This is a genomic window from Streptococcus sp. S784/96/1 (assembly GCF_902729355.1).
GTDB lineage: Bacteria > Bacillota > Bacilli > Lactobacillales > Streptococcaceae > Streptococcus > Streptococcus caledonicus.
Window position 1 is genome coordinate 1 of sequence record NZ_CACVCC010000017.1, and the last position, 21,899, is coordinate 21,899.

General features: G+C 37.0%; 23 protein-coding genes, 2 pseudogenes and 1 riboswitch. Of the genes and pseudogenes, 8 read left to right on the forward strand and 17 right to left on the reverse strand.

The features are described 5' to 3' along the window. A complete protein-coding gene (locus tag GZ996_RS12220; protein WP_161979366.1) occupies nt 1-87 on the forward strand; it encodes an IS3 family transposase in 87 nt (28 codons plus the stop codon). Between the two features lie 23 nt (nt 88-110). On the opposite strand, the gene GZ996_RS06970 is transcribed toward GZ996_RS12220, so the two are convergent. From GZ996_RS06970 to GZ996_RS07000, 7 genes are all read right to left on the reverse strand, one after another. Beyond that, nucleotides 111-308 carry a cytochrome c biogenesis CcdA family protein gene (locus GZ996_RS06970; RefSeq protein ID WP_274378782.1) on the reverse strand — a complete coding sequence of 66 codons (198 nt, stop codon included), beginning with the start codon at nt 306-308 and terminating at the stop codon, nt 111-113. A gap of 102 nt (nt 309-410) precedes the next feature. Then, nucleotides 411-1,757: an asparagine--tRNA ligase gene (gene asnS, locus GZ996_RS06975; RefSeq protein WP_161980049.1), complete on the reverse strand. Its 1,347-nt coding sequence runs from the start codon at nt 1,755-1,757 to the stop codon at nt 411-413. 51 nt (nt 1,758-1,808) lie between these two features. Continuing rightward, the gene (locus GZ996_RS06980) at nt 1,809-2,990 is read right to left on the reverse strand and encodes a pyridoxal phosphate-dependent aminotransferase (RefSeq protein WP_161980050.1); all 1,182 of its coding nucleotides are present in this window, start codon (nt 2,988-2,990) and stop codon (nt 1,809-1,811) included. A 108-nt stretch (nt 2,991-3,098) separates the two neighbouring features. Then, nucleotides 3,099-5,567 (reverse strand): bifunctional DnaQ family exonuclease/ATP-dependent helicase, encoded by a 2,469-nt coding sequence (locus tag GZ996_RS06985; RefSeq protein ID WP_162011676.1) that lies wholly within the window; start codon nt 5,565-5,567, stop codon nt 3,099-3,101. A gap of 136 nt (nt 5,568-5,703) precedes the next feature. Next, on the reverse strand, nt 5,704-6,399 hold the full coding sequence (locus tag GZ996_RS06990; RefSeq protein WP_162011677.1) for a Bax inhibitor-1/YccA family protein: 696 nt from the start codon (nt 6,397-6,399) through the stop codon (nt 5,704-5,706). Nucleotides 6,400-6,500: 101 nt separating this feature from the next. Continuing rightward, nucleotides 6,501-7,004 carry an HD domain-containing protein gene (locus tag GZ996_RS06995; protein ID WP_156805596.1) on the reverse strand — a complete coding sequence of 168 codons (504 nt, stop codon included), beginning with the start codon at nt 7,002-7,004 and terminating at the stop codon, nt 6,501-6,503. Between the two features lie 37 nt (nt 7,005-7,041). Beyond that, nucleotides 7,042-7,782 (reverse strand): TrmH family RNA methyltransferase, encoded by a 741-nt coding sequence (locus GZ996_RS07000; protein ID WP_156805597.1) that lies wholly within the window; start codon nt 7,780-7,782, stop codon nt 7,042-7,044. A 77-nt stretch (nt 7,783-7,859) separates the two neighbouring features. Between GZ996_RS07000 and GZ996_RS07005 the strand changes: the two genes are divergently transcribed. The 6 genes and pseudogenes from GZ996_RS07005 to GZ996_RS12225 all read left to right on the forward strand — a co-directional run. Beyond that, complete coding sequence (locus tag GZ996_RS07005) at nt 7,860-8,738, forward strand: glycoside hydrolase family 25 protein (protein WP_162011678.1); 879 nt, start codon at nt 7,860-7,862, stop codon at nt 8,736-8,738. A 179-nt stretch (nt 8,739-8,917) separates the two neighbouring features. Next, nucleotides 8,918-9,015: riboswitch (TPP riboswitch) on the forward strand. Between the two features lie 40 nt (nt 9,016-9,055). Then, nucleotides 9,056-9,616, forward strand: coding sequence for an energy-coupled thiamine transporter ThiT (thiT, locus tag GZ996_RS07010; protein WP_162011679.1), 561 nt, complete (start codon nt 9,056-9,058; stop codon nt 9,614-9,616). A 74-nt stretch (nt 9,617-9,690) separates the two neighbouring features. After that, complete coding sequence (locus GZ996_RS07015; RefSeq protein WP_161980054.1) at nt 9,691-10,170, forward strand: aminoacyl-tRNA deacylase; 480 nt, start codon at nt 9,691-9,693, stop codon at nt 10,168-10,170. 327 nt (nt 10,171-10,497) lie between these two features. Further along, nucleotides 10,498-11,145 carry a histidine phosphatase family protein gene (locus tag GZ996_RS07020; RefSeq protein ID WP_156805601.1) on the forward strand — a complete coding sequence of 216 codons (648 nt, stop codon included), beginning with the start codon at nt 10,498-10,500 and terminating at the stop codon, nt 11,143-11,145. A 48-nt stretch (nt 11,146-11,193) separates the two neighbouring features. Beyond that, nucleotides 11,194-11,517, forward strand: coding sequence for a pneumococcal-type histidine triad protein (locus GZ996_RS07025; protein WP_162011680.1), 324 nt, complete (start codon nt 11,194-11,196; stop codon nt 11,515-11,517). A 497-nt stretch (nt 11,518-12,014) separates the two neighbouring features. After that, a pseudogene (locus GZ996_RS12225) lies at nt 12,015-12,353 on the forward strand (pneumococcal-type histidine triad protein); the annotation flags it as partial. A 544-nt stretch (nt 12,354-12,897) separates the two neighbouring features. Here the strand turns inward: GZ996_RS12225 and GZ996_RS07035 are convergent. The 9 genes from GZ996_RS07035 to GZ996_RS12230 all read right to left on the reverse strand — a co-directional run bounded on the left by GZ996_RS07035 (nt 12,898) and on the right by GZ996_RS12230 (nt 19,789). Beyond that, nucleotides 12,898-13,746, reverse strand: a complete 849-nt coding sequence (locus GZ996_RS07035) for an amino acid ABC transporter substrate-binding protein (RefSeq protein WP_162011681.1) — start codon at nt 13,744-13,746, stop codon at nt 12,898-12,900. Nucleotides 13,747-13,850: 104 nt separating this feature from the next. Further along, nucleotides 13,851-14,480, reverse strand: coding sequence for an amino acid ABC transporter ATP-binding protein (locus GZ996_RS07040; RefSeq protein WP_162011682.1), 630 nt, complete (start codon nt 14,478-14,480; stop codon nt 13,851-13,853). A 10-nt stretch (nt 14,481-14,490) separates the two neighbouring features. After that, nucleotides 14,491-15,132: an amino acid ABC transporter permease gene (locus tag GZ996_RS07045; protein ID WP_156805606.1), complete on the reverse strand. Its 642-nt coding sequence runs from the start codon at nt 15,130-15,132 to the stop codon at nt 14,491-14,493. A 201-nt stretch (nt 15,133-15,333) separates the two neighbouring features. Next, nucleotides 15,334-16,149 carry a hypothetical protein gene (locus tag GZ996_RS07050; protein WP_162011683.1) on the reverse strand — a complete coding sequence of 272 codons (816 nt, stop codon included), beginning with the start codon at nt 16,147-16,149 and terminating at the stop codon, nt 15,334-15,336. A 378-nt stretch (nt 16,150-16,527) separates the two neighbouring features. Further along, nucleotides 16,528-16,857 carry a zinc ribbon domain-containing protein YjdM gene (locus GZ996_RS07055; protein ID WP_162011684.1) on the reverse strand — a complete coding sequence of 110 codons (330 nt, stop codon included), beginning with the start codon at nt 16,855-16,857 and terminating at the stop codon, nt 16,528-16,530. A 351-nt stretch (nt 16,858-17,208) separates the two neighbouring features. Next, nucleotides 17,209-17,355 carry a hypothetical protein gene (locus GZ996_RS07060; RefSeq protein WP_161979740.1) on the reverse strand — a complete coding sequence of 49 codons (147 nt, stop codon included), beginning with the start codon at nt 17,353-17,355 and terminating at the stop codon, nt 17,209-17,211. A 442-nt stretch (nt 17,356-17,797) separates the two neighbouring features. Then, on the reverse strand, nt 17,798-18,556 hold the full coding sequence (gene tpiA / locus GZ996_RS07065; RefSeq protein WP_156805610.1) for a triose-phosphate isomerase: 759 nt from the start codon (nt 18,554-18,556) through the stop codon (nt 17,798-17,800). 70 nt (nt 18,557-18,626) lie between these two features. Beyond that, on the reverse strand, nt 18,627-19,355 hold the full coding sequence (locus tag GZ996_RS07070) for a 16S rRNA pseudouridine(516) synthase (RefSeq protein ID WP_156805611.1): 729 nt from the start codon (nt 19,353-19,355) through the stop codon (nt 18,627-18,629). Between the two features lie 74 nt (nt 19,356-19,429). Beyond that, on the reverse strand, nt 19,430-19,789 hold the full coding sequence (locus tag GZ996_RS12230; protein WP_443255853.1) for a VanZ family protein: 360 nt from the start codon (nt 19,787-19,789) through the stop codon (nt 19,430-19,432). 282 nt (nt 19,790-20,071) lie between these two features. On the opposite strand from GZ996_RS12230, the pseudogene GZ996_RS07080 reads away from it, so the two are divergent. Next, nucleotides 20,072-21,002 (forward strand): annotated as a pseudogene (locus tag GZ996_RS07080) (glutathione S-transferase family protein). A 93-nt stretch (nt 21,003-21,095) separates the two neighbouring features. On the opposite strand, the gene GZ996_RS07085 reads toward GZ996_RS07080, so the two are convergent. Next, nucleotides 21,096-21,824, reverse strand: a complete 729-nt coding sequence (locus GZ996_RS07085; protein WP_161980926.1) for a pseudouridine synthase — start codon at nt 21,822-21,824, stop codon at nt 21,096-21,098. Between the last annotated feature and the right edge of the window lie 75 nt (nt 21,825-21,899).

Below are 21,899 nucleotides of genomic sequence, written 5' to 3' on the forward strand. Positions count from 1 at the left end.
ATGGACTGGTATAACTATGATAGACCACAAGAAATATTAAAAGGTATGACCCCTATGGAATTCAGGGAGTCATACCTTACTAACTAATGTTCTTTTTTACACTGTCTATTTTAGACGGGGCTTGACAGTGATATTCCAGCAACAAAAAACAAGGTATTAACCACAACCTTATACTGTGTCTTTTGAGAGTTTCCGTCACCATTTCCAGCTAAAATACCTACATAGACAGGTAAAATTGGCAAAACACAGGGAGAAAAAAATGACAACACCCCTTCTAGAAATAAGGTTACTATTTGAACAATATTCATAATCATTTCCTAACTTTAACTTGTATGATTTAATGATAACAACACCATTGCGTCTTGTCAAATTTAAAAACTCTCAACTGTATGAGAGTTTTAATTTTAAGATTAAGGTTTAATACGATGCAACATACGTGGGAATGGAATAGCTTCACGAATATGTTTTGTACCTGCTACGAATGTTACCATACGTTCGATACCGATACCAAAACCACCGTGGGGTACAGAACCATATTTACGGAGGTCAAGATAGAATTCATACTCAGTCTTATCCATACCAAGTTCGTCCATTTTCGCAACAAGGGCATCGTAATCATCTTCACGCATTGAACCACCGATAATTTCGCCGTATCCTTCTGGAGCAAGCAAGTCTGCACAGAGCACACGCTCTGGGTTGCTAGGTACTGGTTTCATGTAGAAAGCTTTAAAGCTTGCTGGGTAGTTCACAACAAAGGTTGGAACACCAAAGTAGTTTGAAATCCATGTTTCATGTGGTGAACCAAAGTCATCACCATGCTCAAGGTGTTCGTAATCTGTATCGTCATCATTTTCGTGTGCTTGAAGAAGGTCAATCGCTTCATCATAAGATACACGTTTGAATGGATGATCAATGTAGCTCTTAAGGAGTTCTACGTCACGCTCAAGCGTTTCAAGTGCTTGTGGCGCACGGTCAATAACCCCTTGGATAAGGGCTTTAACATAAGCCTCTTGAAGATCAAGCGACTCCTCATGAGTTAGGAATGAATACTCAGCATCCATCATCCAAAATTCTGTCAAGTGGCGACGTGTTTTTGATTTTTCAGCACGGAAAACTGGTCCAAAGTCAAAGACACGTCCAAGTGCCATAGCCCCTGCTTCAAGATACAATTGACCTGATTGGCTCAAGAAAGCTGGTTGACCGAAGTAATCTGTTTCAAATAATTCTGTTGAGTCTTCGGCTGCATTTCCTGAAAGAATTGGGCTATCAAATTTGATGAAGCCATTTTTCTCAAAGAACTCATAAGTGGCATAGATGATAGCATTACGAACTTGTTGGATAGCCATTTGTCTACGTGAACGCAACCATAAATGACGGTTGTCCATCAAGAAATCTGTTCCATGCTCTTTTGGTGTAATTGGGTAGTCAGTTGATTCACCAATCACTTCAAGATTTGTCACATCCAACTCGTAGCCAAATTTTGAACGCTCATCTTCTTTAACAATTCCTGTGACATATACAGATGTTTCTTGGCTAAGGCGTTTGATAGCATCAAACTTAACTGTTCCTTCTTCTTCACCAAATGTTTCAATAAAGTTAGGCTTAAAAGCAACCGCTTGGAAGAAGGCTGTTCCATCACGTAACTGTAGGAACGCAATTTTTCCTTTACCTGACTTGTTGGCAACCCAAGCACCAATCGTTACTTCTTCGCCAACATACTGGCTCACTTGATTTATTGTAACTAATTTTCTAGACATGTTCTCTCTTTTCTTATTAAATTTTATTCTAATACTAAATTCTCAAATGATTTAAGCTTCCATAAACGCTCTGATACGTCTGACAGCTTCTCTTAAGGTATCCAAATCGGTCGCATAGCTCATTCGAATATTTTCTGGAGCTCCAAATCCTTCACCAGTCACCAAAGCGACTCCTGCTTCTTCCAAAATAGCATTGGTAAAGTCTGTGACATTATCATAGCCTTTCATTGCCATAGCTTTTTTGACATTCGGGAAAAGATAAAAGGCACCTTGTGGCTTGTTAACCTCAAAACCTGGTACTTCGCACAGTAAAGGATAAATGGCATTCAGACGTTCTTCAAAAGCCTGACGCATTTCCTCTGTAGAAGTTTGGTTACCTGTTAAAGCTTCAATGGCAGCATATTGAGCAGCTGTGGTTAAATTTGACGTTGTCTGGCTAATGATTTTCCCCATAGCAGAGATAATTTCAGCATTCCCTACCGCAAACCCAACGCGCCAACCTGTCATCGAATAGGCTTTAGCAACACCATTGACAACAATTGTTTGCTCACGAATGACCTCAGAAATACTAGAAATTGGTGTAAATTCTGCTCCATTATAAACCAAGCGTCCATAGATATCATCAGCCAAAATTAAAATACTATTGACAACAGCCCAATTACCAATCGCTTCAAGCTCCTCACGACTATAAACAGAACCTGTTGGATTTGATGGAGAGTTAAGCAACAATACTTTTGTCTTATCTGTGCGAACTGCTTCTAGCTGCTCGACCGTTACCTTAAAATCTGTCGCTTCTGTCGTTTGAACAAAGACTGGCTTACCCTCAGCAATGATAACCTGCTCCGAATAAGAAACCCAATAAGGCGTTGGAATAATGACCTCATCGCCTGCATTTAACACCGCCATGAAAAAAGTATAAAGGATAAACTTAGCTCCCGTTCCAGCAACAACTTGATCGGGAGAAACCTTATAGCCATAATAATTTTCCATATAAGTAGTGATGGCCGTTTTTAAATTCGGAAGACCACTAGCCACCGTATAAAATGAGGCTGAGCCATTCTCGATAGAAACAATACCTGCATCACAAATGTGCTTAGGCGTTACAAAATCAGGCTCACCAACCGTCAGACTAATAACATCTCGTCCTTCTGCTTTCAAGGCCTTAGCTCTAGCTGCTGCCGCCAAAGTAACGCTTTCTTCCATTGCTAACACACGATTTGATAAAACTGTCATAGTCCCTCCTTGGTTCCTCTGTAGGAAACTTGGGGAAATAGCTAAGCAGACACTTTGAACTGACTTCCATCACTATTTCCGATAAATGATATTTATCTTCTCATTATATCAGACTTTATCAAAAAAATAACCTATTTCTGTAAGAATTTTTGGAAAGCTTTGAATTTGTAGCTCAGTTTGTTCAGAAAGTGACTCTTGAATCTCTTGACCATACGATTTTGTCACAAGTCTCTTATCTAAAATAATAACAGCAGAGGTCTGATTCTTTCGTCTGATACTCCTCCCTAAAGCCTGCTTTAAACGTAAAATAGTTAAGGGTAAGTGATAGTCATAAAAAGGCTCTTTCCCGCTTTCTCTTAGGTAATTATCCATTTTCTGACTAATTGCTGTCTGAGGATTATCAAAAGGTAGGCGGCTTATCACCGTAATTAACTGATTCTGGTTGGCAAAATCCATTCCCTCCCAAAAAGCACCTGCTCCCAATAACAGTTGACTTTCCCCTCTATCAAACCTTTTTTTGAGACTAGTTGCCTCTCCATTTCGGTGCTGACAAAGGTGAGCAATTCCCCATTCTTCTAAAATTTGAGAAAACGCCAGCATCATTTTATTAGAGATAAAAAGTACCAATACTGGCTTATCTAACAGCAGTAAATCCTTAATCCGCTCTGCTATTTCATAAAGGTAGCGTCTTGTAGAAACTTCCATAATATCTGGCATGCTACTATCCACAAAAAGCTTCTGGCTTACCTCATAAGGTTTTGAAAAACTATCTAAACTATAGTCCTCGTAACCAAGTAAATCTGCCACGGTAACATGATGCCCTATTTGTAAAGTCGCTGAAGTAAAGTAGGTTTTTTGAGTTTCTGGAAGAAACTTTGGGAGAGACATAAAATCTAGGCTCGCACTTTTCAACACTAAACGTCGATAATCAGAAAACACCTCTTCCTCAATCCATATCTGATTGAATGGTTTATCCAAAAGTTTCTTCAATTCTACAAGAATAGGTAACTCCAACTCCTTCAGATATAGTCTCAACTGTGCTAAGGTATCTTCATCTGGTTGCTTCCCGCTATCAGAAAACTGTTGCGACAGATGATTTAATTCAAATTGAATCCCTTCTAAGAGACGCCTATGTAGGGTATTTTGCACATCATCGAAGCTCTGCTCGATTTCTTCTAAGAATGTTTTAATATTACCGCTTCTATGTGAAAAAGCTTCTAAGTTAAGAAAAAATCTCTGAGCTTCATCAACAACCAATGTTTTGCCTGCTACAAAGTTCTTATCATCCTCTACTCTAGTTAAAAAATAAGCATGATTTGTCACGATAATCTTGCTCATTTTCGCCAACTGATAATGTCGTTCCCAAAAATCATAATCTGCAAAGAAACTTCTCCGACTTAAATCACCATCATGTTGAATGCGAGAAAAATACGCTCCAAAACGCTGCTTTTGACCAATTTCATCCATATCTCCTGTTTCAGTCTCACAAAGCCAGACCAAGATCTGCATTTTGTAGCGGTTAACCACTGGATTTTGATCAACTGTCATTAAACTCTCCAAAAATTTATCTAAACTGATATAGTTTTTAGGACTCTTCAAACTCTGAGCAGAAACATTAAAAACCTCCTCTAAACGCTTGATTTCCCCTAACATCATCTGATCTTGGAGCACCTTAGTTGGTACTGTAACGATAATTTGCCCAACATCTGGATTGGCCAAAAGTGGCAACAAATAGCCATAGGTTTTTCCAATGCCAGTTCCTGCTTCAATAAAGGCAGGGTTTCTGTCGCTAAACCGCTCTGCTATTTTTTCTGAAAAAAGCTGTTGCTGAGGACGCTTATCAAGATCTAAAAGCGCTAAATTCATTTCAAAATCTTGAGATAGTTGCCGCTGAGCTCCAAAACTATGAGGTCTTTTCAAAACCAAGCCGCCTATTTCAATCACCTCAGGGCTAAGCGGCTCTGCCTTTTTACCTCGATAAATATCATCAATAATAAGCCTTGTCTCAAAAAGCAAATAGTCGCTAAAATCAAGAATCCTCTCTAAGGTGATGAGTGGTAAGCTTCTGATTTTTGCCTGCAAATGTAACAGTAACTCTGCTGTCGCCCGCGCATCAGCAATCGCGGTGTGGGCATCTAGTAATTCAATTCCCAAGAACCGAGCGAGATTTTCGAGAGTATAGCGTTCCAAATTTGGAAAGAAAATTTGAGATAACTCCACTGTATCAACCAAAGGAGAACGTAACTCAAATCCCTCCATAAAAAGTTCCTCCGCCAAGAGATTGGCATCAAACTTAACATTGTGGGCAACAAAAATAGCACCATCAATCAAGTCAAAAATGGCTTTAGCAACTTGAGAAAAATCAGGTGCTTTTGCCAATCGTTCATCTGTTAAACCTGTTAAGGAAATAATATGATCACTCAAGGCCTCATGGGGATTAACATCACTTTCAAACGTCTCTACAACCTTACCATTTTCCAGAATAACAATTCCAACTTGAATAATTTTAGCAAGACTAGAAGCCGAGGTCGCTTCTAAATCCACGATAGCATACCGTGTTCTATCCATTTGTTTCATAAAACCTATTATAGCGCTTTAAAGCAAAAATTTCTAATACTTTTAAGCCCTCAATAACATAAAAGAACCAACTTTTTACAGAAGGTTCTTTAGAATCAACTATTAATCTACTAACATTGCTTAATACTTTTACATTTTAATCGTTTCGTCCTAAAATGCGGAGCAAGCTAAGGAAGAGATTGATAAAGTCAAGATAGAGACTAAGCGCCATCGAAATTGCCCAGCCATCTCCCACACGACCACCAGTTTGTTGATAAACCTGTTTAATCATCTGGTTATCATAAGCAATCAAACCTGAGAAAATCAAAACAGATAATATACTAATAATATAACTCATGGTCCCAGAACCAATAATCATATTTACTAAACTAGCAATCAACATACCAATCAAAGCAGCAATGAGAGCCTTTCCCATGCTAGACAAATCTTTTTTTACGGTCACACCTACAATTGCCATCGCTCCAAAGACCAAAGCAGATGATACAAAAGCTTGAAAAACAGTCGTTTGGGCATACATCAGTAGGATAAAGCTAAGCGTAAAACCATTAAGAGCAGAATAAGTTAAAAAGAGTGGTAAAGCCATGGGACTATTCTTGCGTGCCGCACCAGAAGCAAAAAAGACAAGTCCTAATTCCGCAAAAATTGCCAAATAATAAATCATAGGAGCATTAGCTAAAATACCGATTAAATTGTGTGGGAATAAATACAACATAACATAAGAGACAAGAGCTGACAGACCTATCCCAATACCAACCAAACCATAAATCTTAGCAAAAAAGCGACTCAAACCTGCATCGGTTTGTGTGTAAATAACATTATTATCAAATTCCATTATATAACCTCTTCATTTTATTATTGAGTACACCCAGATATGTAATACGACTCCCTAGTCAATTTTCCAACTGAGCAAACTTCTATTACTAAATCAACTTTCTAACGATTGTGACTGCCAAGTTCTTTCCGCCTGAAAAATGACCGTCTTTGCCAAACATGTCTCAGAGGAGTTGCTGCCTCCTTGATAGCCCAGTATTTATCAACCATTGTTACAATATAACCTTCTTTATAGCGAGGCGGAGCAATCGTTGCTCCCCACATATGCTTAAGAATAATGTCCTCTTCCTTACGATTCAAATCAATTAATTTTCTGGCATTACGCACGGCAATACGAGGATGCGTCCAAGCATGACCTTTTTTAAATTTGGTATCGCGCCAATCATAATAAAACATATCATGTAATAGCCCTCCACGTGCCGTAGATTTTGCATCCCACCCTAATTTCTTTGCAATTTTAAAACTGGTGTAAGCGACATTTATCGAATGCTCATAACGTGTCGAATGCTGATGTTGCACAATAGTATCTAACTTTTTAAATCGTGGATGATCAATTAAGTCCCTCACATGCGCCATAAACTCAGGGTCTTTTATGTAGTGCTCCATAACGAATCACCTCCTAAAGCCATTATACCATCTTTGCTTAAATCAAGCTGAAAATAAGTATACCAGCTGCCACTGCAACATTCAAACTTTCCGCTTGGCCAGGCATGGTTATATGAACCAGCTGATCAGCCTCTTTAGTCATCATTTCTGAAATCCCATTGCCCTCATTTCCCATAACTAAAGCAAAGCTATCAAGTTGATTGAGTTGGCGATAATCAACGGATTCCTTAGATAAAGTTGTCGCTAAAATAGGCACAGCCGACGCTTTTAACAAAGCAATCGTATCACTTGTACAATGACGCCAAATTGGCAGGTGAAAATGTGAGCCCTGCATCGAACGCAAGGTTTTTTGATTATAAATATCAGCTGTCTTATCAGACAAAAATACCCCATCAAAACCAGCCGCATCCGCTGTCCTAATCATCGTGCCTACATTGCCAGGATCTTGAACATCTTCTAAAAAGAGGTAGCGTCCCAATAGGGCATCCGGTAAACTTTTTTCACTAAAAGCCACTTCTGCGACAATTCCTTGGGGACTAGGGGAGTCAGACAGGTCTTTCAAAATTTCTGGCGTGACCACAAGAACATTCGAAAAATCATCTAGTCGTTCGACCATATCCTCTAACACAAAAATCTGTAAGATTTCTGCACCTGACTGAAGTGCTTCATCGACCAAATGCCATCCCTCAATCAGGTAAGAAAATTGACGATATTTTTTTTGAAGTAATTTTTTTGCCGCCTTAATGGTTGGATTCATTCGTGATGTTATTTTTTGCATAAAACTATTATATCAAATTTTAAAAAAACAGTTAAGAAACTTTGATTTTTATAAGAAATTCAAGTATAATGCAGGTAATGAGAAAACGAATTAAACCCATACTGATTTTGTTATTTATTAGTATCTTTCTGTTTACCTTAGTCTCTACTAAAGCACGGCACGATTATACACAAAAGCAGATTACAATAGCTAATAAAAAAATGTTAGCCGAATCAAAAGCTGCTCAAACAGCTGCCAAAAAAGCTGAAAAGGAGAAGAAAAAACAACAGGACGATGAACCACTTATTCTTAATCCTATTATTGATGTCTCCGGCTGGCAGCTACCGAGCGATATTGATTACGATACTTTATCCGCTAATATTTCTGGTGCTATTATCCGTGTCTTTGGAGGCTCACAAATTACCGCTGACAATAATGCCGCCCATACCACAGGAATTGACAAATCTTTTAAAACCCATATTACTGAATTTCAAAAACGCAGTGTCCCTGTTGCAGTCTATAGCTACGCCCTTGGTCGCAGTGTTGCTGAAATGAAAGAAGAGGCTAGGATTTTTTATGAAAATGCTTCCCCTTATGACCCTACATTTTATTGGATTGATGTCGAAGAAGTGACCATGAAAAATATGGATGCTGGTGTCGAAGCATTTCGTAAAGAACTCAAAAAACTAGGTGCTGAAAATGTCGGCATTTACATTGGAACGTTCTTCATGGCGGAACAAAGTATTTCAGTTGATAAATTTGATGCTGTCTGGATTCCTACCTATGGAGATAATTCTGGTTACTACAATGCTGCGCCACAGACAGATTTATCCTATGACCTTCATCAATATACTTCAAACGGTTGGGTTAGCGGTTCTTCAGGTCTACTTGATCTTAACCAAATTTCACCCGTATCTGATAATCCCAAAGCAATCTACGAAAAACTTTTTGGACCAATCAAAGAAAAAACAGAATAATCAGGTCCGATAAAACTAAGATGAAACACGTTTGTTTCGTCTTTTTGTTTGATAAACATATTGTTAGTCTCTACATTAGTTTATTCTTAATCTCTGTGCTTTGGCAATCCTCAATATTCGAAATAACTCTCTTGCTTTTACTAACATTTTAAGTTAAAATACAGTTATTAAAATTATTTTTATACACAAGGGAGTGCCTTTGGCTGAGATCGCATCTGCGAAATCCTCATTACCTGATCTCGTTAGGACGAGCGTAGGGATTGTGACAAACTGACATCTAAAAAGATGCTCCTTTGTGTATAGACAAAGGAGTTTTTATGTCTCAAAAAATTACCCCACTCGTTGAAGCAGCTATTTTTGCTGCTCTTGCTATGGTTCTATCCCTTATTCCAGATTTTGCAGAATGGTTTACCCCCTCATTTGGTGCCATTCCACTAGTTCTTTTCTCTCTACGTAGAGGAGCAAAATATGGTGTCCTGGCTGGATTGATTTGGGGATTATTGCATTTTCCTTTAGGTAAAGTATATTACCTTAGTCTTTCTCAAGTGGGTATTGAATACATTCTTGCCTTTTCTTGCATGGGATTGGCTGGTGTCATGACAGGATCTTTGCAAAAGTCACTTAAAGCCTCTAAAAAGGCTATTGCTCTCACTTTTGCCTTATTAGGTGCCACTTTAGCAACTCTTGCACGCTATATCTGGCATTACATTGCTGGTGTTATTTTTTGGGGTTCCTATGCCCCTAAGGGTGTATCTGCCGAGTGGTATTCTTTTACGGTAAATGGCACAGCTGGCATTTTAACACTTGGTTTTGTCATCATTGTCATTACAATTTTGCTAAATACCCAACCCAAATTTTTCCAACCGCACACCAAATAAGTTTCTGACAAATAATAGACAAAATGGTATAATAGTTTTATTATACTGTTTTTATATACAAGGAGATGGTAGAAATGGCTAAAAAAGCCAAACTCAAAAAGACGCTAGTTGATCAGATTTTGGACAAAGCAAAGATAGCACATGACAGCTTCGATTTCAATGGGTTAGATGGGGACTTGCCAGACGGAATTAATCGCTCTGCTATTTTCAAAACACTAGCCCTAATCGGAGATAAGACTGGTCCTCTTATTGGAATTCTTCCTATTACCGAGCACCTATCCGAAAAAAAATTGGCTAAAATCTCTGGTAATAAGAAAGTATCTATGATTCCTCAAAAAGACTTGCAGAAAACGACGGGATACGTCCACGGAGCAAATAATCCTGTGGGTATTCGTCAAAAACACCACTTCCCAATTTATATTGACCAAGTAGCTCTAGAAATGGGGAAAATGATTGTGTCTGCTGGTGAAATCGGACGATCCATTCAGATTGAGAGTCAAGTACTTGCTGATTTTGTAGGTGCTAGTTTTGTGGATATTAAAGAGGAGTTATGAAATTCATTGGTACTAGTTGGTCTTTGTGATTATCATAATCCTTTGCACCACATTCATCAATATCTCCGTTACGTGGTAATGCCTCACAATTATACAATGTAGTCTCTCTTCACTCAGCAATTAATAGCGATACGCTTGAATCTAAACTAAGTTTAGATTCAAGCTTTTAGACTAGATGTTTCCGATCTTCATAATAGTCCAACACTGTTTCTTTGTGTAACTATTATTGATATCCCACTAGCAATACAATCATTCAAATCCGCTATGCTCTGCCATCTCTCTTAATATTGACATAGAAAAACATTAGATTTGGAGTAAAATACGAAAATGAAACTTTATTTTGTCCGTCACGGAAAAACAGAATGGAATTTAGAAGGTCGTTTCCAAGGTGCAAATGCCGACTCACCTCTTTTACCCGAAGCATTAGAAGACATTGCGGAACTAGGAGAGTATCTGTCTGATATCAATTTTGATAAAGTCTATTCAAGTGACCAGAAGCGTGCTATTGATACTGCTCAGCTTCTAATTGATAAACACAACAATGATTTAACACTTGAAACTACCGAAAGCCTTCGTGAATGGAACTTAGGTATCTTGGAAAACAAAAAAATCAGTAATATGGAAGCTATCTATCCAAAGCAGATGTATGCTTTCCGTCATAATTTAGCACAATTCAACGCAACACAGTTCAAAGCCGAATCTGTTTTTCAAGTCACTCACCGCATCTCTGATTTTGTCAAAAGTTTAAAAGATAATGATATTGAGAATGTTCTGATTATCGGACACGGCGCTAGTCTAACCGCTGCTGTACGCCATTTACTGGGCTTCTCATCTGCTCAACTCCGTCGTGCAGGTGGTCTTGAAAACGCTAGTGTGACTATTTTAGAAACAGAAGATTTTAACCATTTTGATCTTGTAACTTGGAACGATAAAGAATACCTAAATCGAAAAAAGCAATTTAAAGTCGTCTCATAATAAATGGAAAAGCAAAGAAAGCTATTAGCTCAAAGCGAGTGACTTTCTTTGTTTTTCTACTATTTAAAACCTAATAGCAAACGAAAAAAACGAAAAAACATCTACAACAAAGAAGAGATTGCTAGACAAGTTGCTCTGGGCACAAAAGAGTCCAAAGAAAAATCTCGTCATCTCACACAACAAGAAAAAATGTCCATTATCAAAGCTAAACAAGAAAGATGTTATACGACTGATGATGGTTATTTTTTTGCCCCAACAGATATCATTGGAGATTTTACTGAAGCATATTTAGTACCTCATGGTAATCATTTCCACTATATACCTAAAAAAGATCTATCTCCTCGTGAACTAGCAAAAGTACAGCAATATTGAAATTAAAAGAATGGAAAAATAATGTTTCAGAAAATACTTCTGTACTGGGCACCTAACTGCTATACACTATCAGTTATAGGAAAAACAGGCCATACCACCATCTTCAATAACCAAACCTTTATTCAATCCAAATAATGACTTTGACAATAAATCATTTGATGAACTTTTATCTCAATGACATCATTTAGATAAAAAGTATCGCCATGTAGAGGAAGATGACGTGATTTTTGAACCAAATCAAGTGACATGAGTCAATTCATTCGGGCATATTATCCCCCTTGGCGACCATTTGCACATTATCCCACAAAAACCATTATCTGAACAAGTTACCCTAGCAAATAGATTCTTAACAGATCAGCGTCAGGCTACAGCCCTATTTCTGAAAAATTATTCTTAATAAATCCCCCTCAACTGATAAGAGTCATCATTTTCTCGGTCATACTACTGCTGCTTGTGGAAAAGGCTTGGGTGGCAAAGCTTAGGATACTAGCGATCATTATATATTCAGTAAAGATTCCATTATATCTGTTAATAAATTTGGTCTCACAACAAAACACAAAGACCACTATCACTATATTGTCTTTGGAGAATTAGAGCAATCAGAACCAAATCAAGCGGTCGATTCGCTTACTACTCATCATCAACTTAACAGTCTAAAAGCTGTCTTTGACAAAAATCCAACTGGTGAAGCTCCGCTATTTGATGCCAAAAAAATCACTAAAAATATACTAATAACGATAAAATCGGTCATATCATCACTCATGACACTAAATATTACTTCTACAGTCACAACGAACTTGAGCTTACACAAATTGCCTTTGCTGAACAAGAGTTGATGTTGCAAGATAGGGGTCATTATCAATATGACATTTCATCATCCTAGGACAAACACATGAAACAGATATTTCCTAATTATAATACAGTTTAGAGTAGGTACTCTCAATGTTTTTCCTATAGCAAAACAGCTAAATAATAAAGCATCCGAAGATTGTAATACAAAAAGCTTTGTTTTCTTGCTAACAATCTTTCATGCGATTGTCCTGTCACCATCCGATATTGAACCAAAACTTGCATTAGCTGTCTCTAGTTTGCTGGGAGTACTACTTATGATACTAGCAGTTCTTTTTGTCAGTCCTCATATCGACCATATCCACGTTGTACCACACTCTTGATTAACTTCTGAACAAATTGTTATAATCAAATATGTTATGTTTTAAATTGATACTTATATCTATTTTTATAACGAACGATCTCAAGAGAAGCACAACAGCCTTGCCCTCTTTAAATGAGGAACAAGGCTGTTGTTAAACTGTTATTTTTTCATTTTCTGCTTGACAAAGAACAATTCAGTATGTTTAATTTTCGGAGTTTTTTTTACTACTATCTGCCTTTAACAGATTCCGTAGCAGTGTCCTCACCAAACCATTTTTCTGAAATGTCTTGATATTTACCTTCTTTATAAAGCTCTGTAAAGCCTGCATTGATTTTTTCAACCAATGTTTTATCTTTCTTACGAGCACCTACACCAAAATCACCAACTTTTAATCCCGATGAGAAGACTTTATAGTTTTCTAATTGATTAGCTTGCTTTAAATAATAATTAGCATAAACGTTATCAACTAACAAAGCATCAATACGACCATTCTCTAAATCCAAAAAAGCTTGAGTAAAGGTGTCATAAAGCACTGCATCATTATCTTTAACGATATCTTGGAGAACCTCTGGCTTATTAACAAATTCATCATAGCCAGATGAACCAGCTTGAACACCTAAAACCTTTCCTTCCATATCAGGCGTTTTTGTAATTCCAGAATCTTTTTTGGTTACTAATACCTGCTCGCTAAGCATGTAAGGATTGGTAAAGAGAACTTTCTTTGCGCGTTCTTCAGACATCGTATACCCATTCCAGATAAGGTCGATATTGCCACTATTAAGCTCATTTTCTTTCATTTCCCAACTAATTGGTTGCCACTTAACTTCAATATCGTATTTTTCAAAAACAGCATTGGCAAGATCAATGTCAAAACCAGTATTTTCACCTTTATCGTCTTCAAATCCCATCGGTACAAATGTATTATCAAAACCAATGGTAATAAACTTATCAGCAACATACTTCTCCCACTTGTCTCCGTCCGTTGCTGATTTAATATCCTTTGTTCCAGTACATGCAACCATTACTAAAGCTGTTGAGACTGCTACAAAACTTGTGATAACTTTATTCAATTTCATAATATGATACCCAAAATCTAAGTTTCTATACACAGAAGTCTTAAATGTTGTCCTTTCTAACTCTAATATCCTCTAACATTCCCCGTAAAGCGACTGTTATCGCACTACTTAGGATTAACTCTTAACATATAATCCGAAATCGTTTCTGCAAAAGCTAAATCATGGGTCACAACAATTTGTGTCATTCCTGCTTCACGATTCTGTAAAATTAATTTTTCGACTTCTTCACGAAGTTCTGGATCAAGAGCTGATGTCGGCTCATCATACCCTATAATTTCTGGATCAATCATCATAGCCCTAGCTAAGGCTACGCGCTGTTTCTGACCTCCAGATAAGGAATGTGGATAAGCTTTTGCATGCTCCTGTAATCCTAAACGTTCCAATAGTTGATGAGCTTTTTGCTCTGCTTTTTCCCGAGAAACTCCCATTGTTTTAACTGGAGATAGTGTCATATTTTCTAGGACACTAAGATGTGGAAAGAGTTGAAAATCTTGGAACACAAAACCTAGTAAATTTAAAGTTTCAAGATGATCAATAGCGACGGACTTACCATTATAAATAATCTCTCCCGAATCTATACTTTCAAGCCCTGCTAACATGCGAAGAAGTGTTGTTTTCCCACCGCCAGACGGTCCAACAAGTGAAAGAACCTTACCATTCTCTATCGTAAGATTAAAACGATCAAATATTTTTTTTGTCCCAAAACTTTTTGAAATATTTTTTAATTCAAGCATCTTTCACCTCCTATTTGTAATAGCCAAAATATTTTTCAGCCTGTTTAGACAAGAGGGTCGCAAATCCAACCATAATGAGGTAAATAGCTCCTGCATAAAACATAGGCATGAGACTTGCTTCACGGTTAGTCGCTGTCTGACTGACGCGAAAAAGCTCCGTAATTCCGACAACATGAACCAAAGAAGTATCTTTTACCAGGGTAATCACTTCATTAAAAACACTTGGCAATACAACCTTAGTTACTTGAGGTAAAATGATATAACGAACTGTCTGGAAAGAATTTAATTTTAAAACCTTAGCTGCCTCATACTGACCTTTTGGAATAGAAGCAATTCCTCCTCGGAAAATTTCAGCAAAATAAGCTGCATAATTAACTATAAATGCCACAATCGCAGAAGGTACCCTATCTAATTTGATTCCAATATTTGGTAGAACAAAAAAGAAAAAAATTAGCTGTAAAAGTAGTGGTGTTCCACGTATAATCCAAATGTATAGATGGAGGAACCACTCCAAAGGTTTAAACTTAATTTGCATTAAAAATGCGACAATGATTCCCAAAGGAATCGACAACACTAAGACGATAACAAAGATTTGTAAGGTAACCTGAGCACCTTCCCAAAGTCTTGGTAAGAGCGTCAAAAAATCGGACATGGTTTCCTCCTTCATTTAAAATAATCTATACAACTTTTCTCATCGTGGGATTTATTTTTATACCAACAACAAGAAAATTATATAGAGTCTATTATAGACTTTTTTACCAATTTTGAGAAGTATTTTTCGGTAAAATATGAAAAAACTTGGCGAACTAAGGATATGTTTTTACAATTTATTAACAAACTTCGAATCTTTTCTTTAATTATCTCCTCGATACTCATGAACGTAGTCAAGGAAAAACTGATTGACACTTGGATTATATACAAATACAAAGTATTTTCCTTCACTAGCTGAACTTTTATAGGTTACCGAAGCAGACGAAAGGTTATTATGATTTGAGAACTTATAGTAAGTCGGCGGGCCAAATAAATCAACAACTTCTTGCAGAGTTGATAAATCAGCAATACTTGCTATACTCTCCTTATCACGTTTATAGATTTTAAGCTTACTCACTTGCTCGTCAGAAATTAGTAGGTAATCATTCTCTTCTCTTGTGGAAAATTCATCACTGGAAGCATTATCATAATAATAATCAATACCAGATAAATCATAGTCTTCCTTACCATATGATATCCTAAATATCACTTTATAAACGGACTCCCCTTTAAAATCCTTAGCCTTATATTTTAACACGACTGAATTGTCATTTGGAACCGAGACTTCATCTGCCTTACCATAAGTTTTTAAAAAATCATATAAGCTAACCTCTTCATTATTCAGACCCGTTTCCATATTTAAAAATTCTTTAAAAGTAAAGGCTTGATGTTTTCCTTCTAAATCAATGAGATCCTCTGCCATATATTTTCTACTAAAGGTTTGTAATATTGGTTCCTCAGCTATCCCCTTACCACTACCATACCAATAACCTCCACATAAGCAGATTAAACACAGAAGAAAGAATACTCCTTTCTTCATCCAGAAATGTTTACGTAATACCTGAACTTCTGTAAGATAAGCATCTAAATCAGGAATTAATTCTTGAAAACCAGAAGATAACTTATTGTTATTTTTCAAATTCCTACTCCTTTTATAGGCGCTACGACTATACTAATGATTTTTAACATAACTTAATTAAATCAAGATTAAACCATCATTAATGCTCTTTAAACATCGAAAAACCCAAGAAAGATGATAATCATAGTCTGCTGAGAGGTCTTATAACCTCTCACTCCGATATGAAAGCGAGAGTGGAAGCAAACCTTAGGACATCCTCAACTTCTTGCTTAACTCGTTCACTCCGAGTATAATAATATAAGCAAAAACTCTCTATTATAAATTATCTTAACATACTTAGAGCTAGATTAGCTACACCATTTTTTCAATTTCTCCTGTAGCCAAATGAGATAATCGGAAAAAATAGAAAGCTAGGAAATTATCCCCAGCCTCTTTAAATTATAGCTTTTTAACAAACTCTGATTTTAGTTTCATAGCCCCAAAACCATCGACCTTGCAATCAATGTTATGGTCACCTTCTACCAAGCGAATATTTTTAACGCGTGTTCCTTGCTTGATATCTTTAGGGGCGCCTTTAACTTTAAGGTCTTTAATAACCGTCACAGTGTCTCCATCTGACAAACGTGTCCCGTTACTATCTAAAACAACAAGGCCATCTTCTTCACGCTCGTTTGGATCCCACTCATACGCACATTCTGGACATACTAAAAGTATGCCATCTTCATAAACATATTCAGAGTTACATTTTGGGCAATTTGGTAAATTCATTACTACCTCCTTCATCCTTACTGGATTTATTTTACCTTAAATTAATAAAACTGACAAGTCTCGCAAGAGAGTACCACACCGTATACGCATGAAAAAGCATGTAACTATTTTCTTCTGGCTACATGCTTTTTTAAATATTTTTGCATATTTACGCACATCCATTGGTCCCCCACTCATTTTCGCTCATATTATAGCCAAATTTTACAATAAAAAATATCATTTTTCATGAAAAATCGTCATTTGAACATAACATTTTCTTTATGTTTTTATCCTGAGACGGTGCTCGTATCAAATCCTTGTAGCAAGTTTGCTTGTGGTCTGTTAAATCTATCTATTGGACAAATTTCCCTTTTACATTCTGTCTTTAGCGACTACGTCAACCATAGCTACCTTAACACCTAAGTGGGAAAGAATTGCAACTGATGCTAATACAAATTCAAAAATTATTTTTATTTCTTTTTTAGAAAGTGCGGATTCTCCAAAGGTACGGGAGAGCATCAAAGCCTCCTTCAGGATGCTATTTCTAGATTTGAACCTAACTATCGCAGAGAATGATTGGCTACACATGTTGATTACGTGACAGCGTCCGACCTAATCATCCTTATAGAAGGAACTACTACAACATGGATTCTCAATTTCCGTAGCTCTTCCAAAAGTCCGTTCTTATACTGAGCTCTCTCATTTCTAAGCGCAGACTGCTGTCACTCTCCTACTTCTCAGTAACAGGCTTTGTTAGTCACTTTCCAGACTATCAAACTCCACAAGACAGTTTTACCATCATGGCAAAAGAAACGATTTAACCTCACTACATTCGTTGGTTCATCACTGATATTAGAGGAGTTAAAATTCTCATTTTGATTTTGAATAAGTATAAGTCACTTTATTTTGCAAATTAATAACCAAATAACTAAAAAAGAGCCCTAAGGCCCTCTTTCAATGATTATTTAACAAAGTCCAAAAGTGCAAGGAAGCTTTCTGGTTGAAGTGAAGCACCACCAACAAGAGCGCCATCAACGTCTGGGCAAGCCATGTACTCAGCAACGTTTGCTGGGTTTACAGAACCTCCGTATTGAACGCGAACTTTGTTGGCAACTTCTTGACCAAAGTCAGCTGCAATCACATCACGAACAGCTTTACACATGTTTTGTGCATCAGCTGAAGTAGCTGATTTACCAGTACCGATAGCCCAGATTGGTTCGTAAGCGATAACTGATGATGCTACTTGTTCTGCAGTCAACCCTTTAAGAGCTGCAGATACTTGCGCACCTACAAACTCAACAGCTTTACCTGCTTCGTAAGTTTCAAGAGACTCACCACAACAAATGATTGGAGTCATACCGTTAGCAAAGATAGCGTGTGCTTTTTTGTTGATGTCTTCATCAGTTTCATGGAAGTAGTCACGACGCTCTGAGTGACCGATGATAACATATTCTACCCCAAGATCAGCAATTGTAGCTGGGCTGTTTTCACCTGTAAAAGCACCTGCATTTTCAAAGTAGCAGTTTTGTGCTGCAACTTGTAATTCAGTCCCTTTAACACCTTTTTTCATTCCTTCAAGGAAGATAGCTGGTGAACCAATAACAGTATCAACAAGCTCGTTTGATGGGATAGCATCTTTGACAACGGCAACGAATTCGCGTGCTTCAGACGCTGTTTTGTTCATTTTCCAGTTACCAGCAATAATTGGTTTACGTGACATTTCACATACCTCTTCTATTTTTTATTTACATTGTCTATTTTATCACATTTTAGACATGAATTAAAGGATTTTACAACTTCTCTATAAAATAGCTTTTTAACAGTTGTTTTTCTTTTGGGGTCAATGTGCGGTAGCTACCAGCAGGTAAGTCTTCTTCCAGACGAAAGCCACCAAAAGAAATTCGTTTGAGGTAAATCACTTTAACCCCATAGGCTAAAAACATTTTTTTGACCTGATGAAATTTCCCTTCTGAAATAGTCACAGTAGCGCAGCTCTTTTCTGAACTAGAGCTAATAATCTCAAGTCTAGCTGGTTTACAGGTCGTTCCATCTAAAAATACTATGCCTTTTTCAAAAAAAACTGGCGCATCAGCACGAAGTTTATCATTCACTTCCACATAGTAAGTTTTGTCAACGTGGTGTTTGGGATGAAGCATCCTAAAACCTAGTGGACCGTTATTGGTGATAATGACTAAACCTTCGGTGTCACGATCCAAACGTCCAAGAGGATAAAGCCCTTCGCGATAATCATCCTCAGAGATTAAATCAATGACTGTCTGATGTTCTTTGTCTGTTCGAGCTGATACCACACCAGCTGGTTTATTCATCACATAATACACTTCTGATGTATGGTTAATCTCCTTACCAGAAACTGTAATATTTTGGAGATTCGTATCAACATTGAGGTTAGCAGTTGTAATCACTACTCCATCAACTTTTACCTGATGAGATTTAAGCAGTTTTTTTATATCATTTCTAGAACCAATACCTGCTGTGGTCAATAATTTATCTAAACGCATAAACTTATTATAGCAAAATCATATATAAGGCGAGTTGATACCGATTCTTGCATCACTAAAATCCAATTACTTTTCTACGAAGTTAAGAAAAATAACATAATGAACAAAAAAAGTACTAAACAAGCAAATAGGAGGTCTGTACAATTAACGACTAGTTGCACATGATTTGGAAAACATTTACGCATGAGAATTAATATACCTATACCAACAACAACTCCTAAGGTATTCATGAGTAAATCTGTCACATCAGCCATTCCGATTGTCAAAATATACTGTAACATTTCATAAGACGAACTCATCATGAAACCAAGTCCAATAACTTTCCAAATTAGAGGAAAACAACTGCCAAAAGGAGTAAATGCAATTACGTTAAATAGCAATTCAGTAAATACAATTTCTCCATTAACACCTAAGGGTGAGCAAATGGAATACAATTAACGATTCGAGGTCCGTAGAAAAATGAAACATAGCTTAAATCCGTTTCAAACTTTAATAAAATCGCCAAGTCAATAATATTAGGTATAGGATGAAAATAGATTTTGTAAATTTCCTATTAGTCATTCTTTTTCTCCTAACCGTTAAAAATATTTTTACCTTTTCATTCTATACCTAACCACTCTCCAAATCAAATTTAAGAGGAATCGTTCTCGTATAGAGCAGATGGCTTGCATTTCCTTATAATATCACTATATAATAATAATAAAAGAAGTGAAAACATGGGACTTTTACAAGATGGCCAATGGGTTGACCAATGGTACGATACAAAATCTACCGGTGGTAACTTTGTTCGCACAATAACACAATTTCGCAATTGGATTACAAACGATGGTTCTGCTGGGCCAACCGGTACGGGTGGTTTTAAGGCTGAATCTGGTCGCTACCACCTTTACATTTCTTTAGCATGTCCTTGGGCACATCACACTCTCATCATGCGTTCGCTCAAAAATCTCAAAGAGCATATTTCAATCTCAATCGTTAATCCATTGATGTTGGAAAATGGTTGGACTTTTGAAAAAGCTGACGCTGTTATTGAAGATACTGAGTTAAACAGCGACTATCTCTATCAGGTCTATCTAGCAGTAAAAGCTGATTACACAGGACGTGTGACCTTACCAGTCCTTTGGGATAAGAAAACAAAAACCATCGTCAATAATGAATCTGCAAAAATCATCCATATGTTAAATACCGCTTTTGACGATATCACAGGCAATATCGACGATTATGCACCAGAAGAACTTTTAACTGAAATTGATGACATAAATTCCGTTGTTTATTCCAACATTAACAACGGTGTTTATAAGGCTAGTTTTGCTACAACTCAAGAGGTTAATGCAAAGGAAGTCAAAAATCTCTTTGCTGCACTAGACCAATTAGAATAACGACTCTCAACCCAAGATTTCTTAGTTGGTAATCGTTTTACAGAAGCAGATACCCGTCTCTTTACCACACTTGCACGTTTTGACGCCGTTTATTATGGACATTTCAAAACAAATATTCGTCGATTGATTCTTTGGAACTACACTAAACGTATCTACAATATGCCAAGAATTGCTGAAACAGTCAATTTTGACCACATAAAAAAACACGTATTATGGTAGCCATAAAACCATTAACCCAACTGGTATCGTGCCAGTAGGCCAGAATTAGATTGGAATTGATAACATAAAAGTAGGACAAAAATCAGAGCCAAAAACTCTGCTTCTGTCCTACTTTTTCTTCTAACTTATCACAGTTTTAAATCTACAAAGAAACACCAAATTCTTTTAAACTATCTAATTCTTCTTCTGTCAGACGACGATAATCACCTCTGGCTAAATCGGTTGGTAAGGATAAGGGGCCCATGGACAGGCGTTCCAAAGATAATACTTCTTTACCACGACTAGCTACCATGCGTTTTACTTGATGGAATTTCCCTTCACGGATAGTAATATTAACGCGACAACAATTTTCAGTCTCATCTACTGATAAAATCTCAAGACGTGCTGGCTGACAGGTGTAATCTTTTAGGGTTATGCCCTTTTCAAAAGCTAATACGTCAGCGTAGTCCATAATCCCCAAAACGTCTGCAAGGTAATTTTTATCCACATGTTTTTTTGGTGATAACATGGCATGAGCAAGCTGACCATTATTAGTTAATAAAAGGAGCCCTGTCGTATCAATATCTAATCGCCCAACTGGAAAGACCTCCTTATGACGAGCATCATCATCTAAAAGATCTAAAACGGTTCGGTGATGGTTGTCTTCAGTTGCAGAAATGACACCACTAGGTTTATTGAGTAAATAGTAAACAAATTTTTCATAGCTTAGTTGACGATTGAGATAGATGATTTGATCTATCGTTTCATTAATCTGTAGTTTCGATGAAGTTTCAACTTTTCCATTAACAGTTACTTGCTTTTTCTTCAGAATGGTTTTAACTTCTGTCCTAGAGCCTACACCACAATCTACCAAAAATTTATCCAGACGCATGATATTTCCTTTCTTTTCAACTATTATAGCACAAAAAGAGAAGACCAATTGAGGTCCTCTCCAAAACTTAGCTTT

What these genes read in the sequence shown, in the direction of transcription:
- GZ996_RS12220 (WP_161979366.1), top strand. Translation starts at nt 1, where the DNA reads ATGGACTGGTATAACTATGATAGACCACAAGAAATATTAAAAGGTATG.
- GZ996_RS06970 (WP_274378782.1), bottom strand. Translation starts at nt 308, where the DNA reads ATGAATATTGTTCAAATAGTAACCTTATTTCTAGAAGGGGTGTTGTCA.
- asnS (WP_161980049.1), bottom strand. Translation starts at nt 1,757, where the DNA reads ATGTCTAGAAAATTAGTTACAATAAATCAAGTGAGCCAGTATGTTGGC.
- GZ996_RS06980 (WP_161980050.1), bottom strand. Translation starts at nt 2,990, where the DNA reads ATGACAGTTTTATCAAATCGTGTGTTAGCAATGGAAGAAAGCGTTACT.
- GZ996_RS06985 (WP_162011676.1), bottom strand. Translation starts at nt 5,567, where the DNA reads ATGAAACAAATGGATAGAACACGGTATGCTATCGTGGATTTAGAAGCG.
- GZ996_RS06990 (WP_162011677.1), bottom strand. Translation starts at nt 6,399, where the DNA reads ATGGAATTTGATAATAATGTTATTTACACACAAACCGATGCAGGTTTG.
- GZ996_RS06995 (WP_156805596.1), bottom strand. Translation starts at nt 7,004, where the DNA reads ATGGAGCACTACATAAAAGACCCTGAGTTTATGGCGCATGTGAGGGAC.
- GZ996_RS07000 (WP_156805597.1), bottom strand. Translation starts at nt 7,782, where the DNA reads ATGCAAAAAATAACATCACGAATGAATCCAACCATTAAGGCGGCAAAA.
- GZ996_RS07005 (WP_162011678.1), top strand. Translation starts at nt 7,860, where the DNA reads ATGAGAAAACGAATTAAACCCATACTGATTTTGTTATTTATTAGTATC.
- thiT (WP_162011679.1), top strand. Translation starts at nt 9,056, where the DNA reads ATGTCTCAAAAAATTACCCCACTCGTTGAAGCAGCTATTTTTGCTGCT.
- GZ996_RS07015 (WP_161980054.1), top strand. Translation starts at nt 9,691, where the DNA reads ATGGCTAAAAAAGCCAAACTCAAAAAGACGCTAGTTGATCAGATTTTG.
- GZ996_RS07020 (WP_156805601.1), top strand. Translation starts at nt 10,498, where the DNA reads ATGAAACTTTATTTTGTCCGTCACGGAAAAACAGAATGGAATTTAGAA.
- GZ996_RS07035 (WP_162011681.1), bottom strand. Translation starts at nt 13,746, where the DNA reads ATGAAATTGAATAAAGTTATCACAAGTTTTGTAGCAGTCTCAACAGCT.
- GZ996_RS07040 (WP_162011682.1), bottom strand. Translation starts at nt 14,480, where the DNA reads ATGCTTGAATTAAAAAATATTTCAAAAAGTTTTGGGACAAAAAAAATA.
- GZ996_RS07045 (WP_156805606.1), bottom strand. Translation starts at nt 15,132, where the DNA reads ATGTCCGATTTTTTGACGCTCTTACCAAGACTTTGGGAAGGTGCTCAG.
- GZ996_RS07055 (WP_162011684.1), bottom strand. Translation starts at nt 16,857, where the DNA reads ATGAATTTACCAAATTGCCCAAAATGTAACTCTGAATATGTTTATGAA.
- GZ996_RS07060 (WP_161979740.1), bottom strand. Translation starts at nt 17,355, where the DNA reads ATGCTCTCCCGTACCTTTGGAGAATCCGCACTTTCTAAAAAAGAAATA.
- tpiA (WP_156805610.1), bottom strand. Translation starts at nt 18,556, where the DNA reads ATGTCACGTAAACCAATTATTGCTGGTAACTGGAAAATGAACAAAACA.
- GZ996_RS07070 (WP_156805611.1), bottom strand. Translation starts at nt 19,355, where the DNA reads ATGCGTTTAGATAAATTATTGACCACAGCAGGTATTGGTTCTAGAAAT.
- GZ996_RS07085 (WP_161980926.1), bottom strand. Translation starts at nt 21,824, where the DNA reads ATGCGTCTGGATAAATTTTTGGTAGATTGTGGTGTAGGCTCTAGGACA.